Source organism: Candidatus Protofrankia californiensis (genome assembly GCF_900634765.1).
Lineage (GTDB): Bacteria > Actinomycetota > Actinomycetes > Frankiales > Frankiaceae > Protofrankia > Protofrankia californiensis.
In genome coordinates this window covers 1488-6352 of record NZ_CAAAFT010000199.1, presented here as the reverse complement: position 1 = coordinate 6352, position 4865 = coordinate 1488, and the positions used below count along the sequence as shown (strand labels likewise).

Annotated in this window: 1 protein-coding gene; it reads left to right on the top strand. The window is 74.0% G+C overall.

The window, feature by feature from the left end:
* A partial coding sequence (locus DD1DGNOD_RS29275; protein ID WP_165036597.1) for a type I polyketide synthase occupies positions 1–4865 on the top strand: 4865 nt, incomplete at both ends.

Genomic DNA, 4865 nt, shown 5'->3' with positions numbered 1-4865 from the left:
ACGTGGACTCGGCGTTCCGGGAACTCGGCTTCGACTCGCTCACCGGCGTCCGGCTGTGCCAACGCCTGGCCGAGGCCACCGGCCTGCGGGTGCCGGCCACGGTGCTGTTCGAACATCCCACGCCGCTGGCCCTGGCACGTCATCTGCGCCGCGAGATCTCGGGCGGGCAGGCTGTTGCCGCTGCCCCGGCGAGCGTCGCCTCCGGCGTTGACGAGCCGATCGCCATCGTCGCGATGGCATGCCGCTATCCCGGCGGGGTGCGCACCCCGGAGCAGCTGTGGGAGCTGGTTGCCGGCGGTGGGGACGCCATCGGCGGCTTCCCCACCGACCGCGGGTGGGACGTCGACGCCCTGTACCGGCCTGGCCAGGCCGAGCCGGGGCGGACCTATGTCGGCGAGGGCGGTTTCCTCGACGACGCCACCCTGTTCGACCCCGGGTTCTTCGGCATCTCCCCGCGGGAGGCAGCGGCGATGGATCCCCAGCAGCGGCTGTTGCTGGAGATCGCCTGGGAGGCGGTCGAACGGGCCGGTATCGCGCCCGAGGCGTTGCACGGCAGCCAGACCGGGGTCTTTGTCGGCGCCATGCCCCAGGACTACGGCCCGCGCCTGCACCAGGCCGACCGGGGCCTGCACGGCTACCTGCTGACCGGCAACACGCTCAGCATGGCCTCCGGCCGGATCGCATACACCTTCGGTCTGCGCGGCCCGGCGATCACCGTTGACACGGCGTGCTCGTCGTCGCTGGTCGCCCTGCATCTGGCCGCCCAGGCGCTGCGGCGCGGCGAGTGCACGTTGGCGCTCGCCGGCGGGGTCACGGTGATGTCCAGCCCCGGCATGTTCGTGGAGTTCAGCCAGCAGCGTGGGCTGGCCCCCGACGGCCGGTGCAAACCCTTCTCCTCGGACGCCGACGGCACCGCCTGGTCCGAAGGCGTCGGCCTGCTGGTGCTGCAGACCCTGTCCGAGGCCCGCCGGGCGGGCCATCCGGTGCTGGCCGTCCTGCGGGGTTCGGCGGTCAACTCCGATGGCGCGAGCAACGGCCTGACCGCGCCGAACGGCGCAGCGCAGGAACGGGTGATCCGCGACGCCCTGGCCGACGCCCGGCTGACCCCGGACGAGGTGGACGCCGTCGAGGCGCACGGCACCGGCACCATGCTCGGGGACCCCATCGAGGCCCAGGCCATCCTGGCCACCTACGGGCAGGAGCGGACGGCGGACGAACCGCTGTTGCTGGGGTCGATGAAGTCCAACATCGGTCATGCCCAGGCGGCCGCCGGTGTCGCCGGCGTGATCAAGATGGTCATGGCGATGCGGCACGGCCTGCTGCCGGCGACCCTGCACGCCGGGAAGCCGAGCCCCCATGTGGACTGGTCCGCCGGCGCGGTCACGCTGCTGGACCAGGCGCGGCCCTGGCCGGAGCGTGACCGGCCCCGGCGGGCCGCCGTGTCGTCCTTCGGCATCAGCGGCACCAACGCGCACACCATCGTGGAGCAGGCACCGGCCGAGCAGAGCCTCGCCGACCAGGCGCCGGCCGAACGGGCACCGGACGGGCAGGGCCTCGTCGGCGGTGCGCCGGCCACCGGTGTGCCCGGCACCGCTCCGGCACGTGCCTGGGTCCTGTCGGCCACCAGCGTGGACGCGCTGCGGGCGCAGGCCGAGCAGTTGAGCTCCCACGTCGAGGAACGTCGTGAGCTCGACGTGACGGACGTGGCATGGTCCCTGGCGACCGGCCGGTCCACCTTCGAACACCGGGCGGCGGTCGTCGGCCGGGACCGGTCCGAGCTGCTCGCCGGACTGCGCGACCTCGCCCTGGGCAGGCCGACCGCGGCGGTGGTGCGGGGTACTGCCGGCGCTGCCGGCAGGGGAAAGCTGGCCATGCTGTTCACCGGCCAGGGCGCGCAGCGACCGGGCATGGGCCGGCGGCTGCGCGAGGTCTCCCCGGTGTTCGCCCGCGCGCTGGAGGAGGTGTTCGCCGTCTTCGACGGGCACCTCGACCGTCCGTTGCGCGACGTCGTGTTCGCCGAGCCCGGCACGGCCGAAGCGCAGACGCTGAACGAGACCGCATACGCCCAGCCGGCGCTGTTCGCCCTCGAGGTCGCGTTGTTCCGGCTGACCGAGTCCTGGGGTGTGCGGCCGGACTTCCTCGTCGGGCACTCGATCGGCGAGCTGTCGGCGGCGCACGTCGCCGGGGTGCTGTCACTGGCCGATGCGGCCGCGCTGGTCGCCGCCCGCGGCCGGCTGATGCAGGCCCTGCCCGCCACCGGCGCGATGGTGTCGGTGGCGGCCGGCGAAACCGAGGTCGCCGCGCTGCTGGCCGGTCACGAAGGACGCGAAGGAGAGGTCGCCATCGCCGCCGTGAACGGCCCGGCGGCCACGGTGATCTCCGGTGACTCCCGGGCCGTGGACGCGATCGCGCAGTCCCTGCGGGAACAGGGCAGACCGACGACGCGCCTGCGCACCAGCCACGCCTTCCACTCCGCGCACATGGACGGCATGCTGGAGGAGTTCCGGCAGGTCGCACGGTCCGTGACGTTCGCGCCGCCGCGGATTGCGATCGTCTCCGGCCTCACCGGCCAGCTGGCCACCCCGCAGCGCCTCACCGACCCCGACTACTGGGTGCGGCACGCGCGTGAGACGGTGCGCTTCCACGACAGCGTGCGCTGGCTGCAGGCGGCCGGTGTGACGAGGTTCTGCGAACTCGGGCCGGACGGCGTGCTGACCGCGATGGCGCACGAGTGCCTCACTGGTGCCACGGCGGCCACCGCGGCACGGATTGCGCTGCTGCGCCGGGACAGGCCCGACGACCAGGCCGTGACCAGCGCGCTCGCGACGCTGTTCACCGCCGGGGTGCAGCTGGACTGGCGTGGGATCTTCGCCGGAGCCGGGGCACGCCGCGTCGACCTGCCCACGTACGCCTTCCAGCGGGAACGCTTCTGGCTGGCCCCCGAAACCGCCCCTGCACCGGCCTCCGCGCCGGTGGCCGCCGAGGCCGCCGCAGGACCCGTGTCCGCGTCCCAGCTGCTGCTCGGCGCGCAGAGCTCGCCGGCCGGCTCCGGTGGTCTGCTGCTGACCGGCTGGTTGTCCGTACAGGCCCAGCCGTGGCTGGCCGACCATGTGATCATGGGGGCTGTCCTGCTGCCGGGAACGGCCTGCGCGGAACTGGCGCTGCACGCCGGACGCCGGGTCGGTGCCGGGCGGCTGGAGGAGCTCACTCTGCACCGCCCGGTGCTGCTCCCCGCGGACATCCCGGTCCATGTCCGGGTCACAGTGGACGCATCCGACGCGACGGGGAATCGCTCCGTGCGGCTGCATACGCGTCCGGACACCGGAGCGGATGAGCACGACACCGACGAACAGCAGTGGACGCTGCACGCCGAGGGTGTCCTCGCGGCGGAGGGGCACGTGCCGCCCTCCGGTCTCGACGTGTGGCCTCCCGAGGGCGCCGAACGGGTCCAGGTCGACGATCTCTATCAGCGGCTGGCGGGACGCGGCTACGACTACGGTCCCGCCTTCCGGGCGCTCCGGTCGGCCTGGCGCCGGCAGGACGAGCTGTTCGCGGACGTGGTCCTGCCCGAGGCGGCGCAGGCCGGTCCCGCCGGTGCTGGTGGTACCGACAGTCTCGCCGGTCCCGACAGCGCCAACGGTGGTGCCGGTGGCGAAGCCGGCGATTTCACGCTGCATCCGGCGCTGGTGGACGCTGCGCTGCACCTGGTCGTGGCCGAAGGCCCGCACGACGGTGATGCCGGGTTCGTACCGTTCTCCTTCAGCGGGTTCACCACCGGTTGGCCGCGGGACGGATCGGGCGTCACGACGGCCCGGGTGCGGATCACCCCGCAAGGCCCGGATTCGGTGTCGGTGACGATCGCCGACGACACCGGCACGCCGGTGGCCTCGATCCGGGAGGTCGCGTTCCGGCGGATGGGTCCGCAGCAGCTCAATGGCGCCCGTACCACCGGCCGTGACGCTGTGTTCCAGGTCGACTGGGTCGAGTTCGACCCGGCCGGCAGCGCGCCGGCGGGCCGCTGGGCGGTGCTGGGGCCGGCCACCGGCGCACTGGCCGCAGCGATCAACGCCACGGGAATTCCGGTGGACGGCTACCCCGACCTGCACGCGCTGAGCGCTGCCGTCGAGGCGGGTGCGGTGGCGCCGGACGTAGTGCTCGCACCCGTCGGGCCCGCCACCCATGCGCCCTCACACGAGCCCCCGGCGGATGACCCGCTCCGGCCCGCTGACGTCCACCTTGCGGTGACGCGTGCGCTGGAGCTGGCGCAGTCGTGGCTGTCCGACCAGTCGCTGGCCGCATCCCGGCTGGTGGTGCTGACCCGGGGCGCGGTCGATGCCGGCGCGGCTGCGATCACCGATCTGCCCGGTGCCGCGGTCTGGGGACTGCTGCGCTCCGCGCAGTCGGAACACCCCGGCCGTTTCGTGCTGGCCGACTGTGACGAGCGCGAGCCGTCCTACCGTGCGCTCGTCGCGGCGCTCGCCGCCGACCGCGTCCAGCTGGCAGTGCGGGACGCCACGGTGCGTGTTCCCGCGCTCGTGCGGACCGCCCCGGCCGCGCGCGAGCGGCCCCGCCGGTTCGACGGCACCGGCACGGTGCTGCTGACCGGTGCGTTCGGCGGGCTGGGCCGGCTGGTCGCCCGGCATCTGGTCGCCCAGCACGGTGTGCGGCGGCTGTTGTTGACCAGCCGGCAGGGCCTTGCGGCCGCGGGCGCCGGCGACCTGGTCGCCGAGCTGACCGCGCTGGGCGCGGACGTACAGGTCGCGGCCTGTGACGTCGCCGACCGTGCCGGGGCCGCCGCGCTGCTGGATAGCATTTCCGCCGACCACCCCCTGCGCGCGGTGGTGCACGCGGCCGGTGTTGTCGAC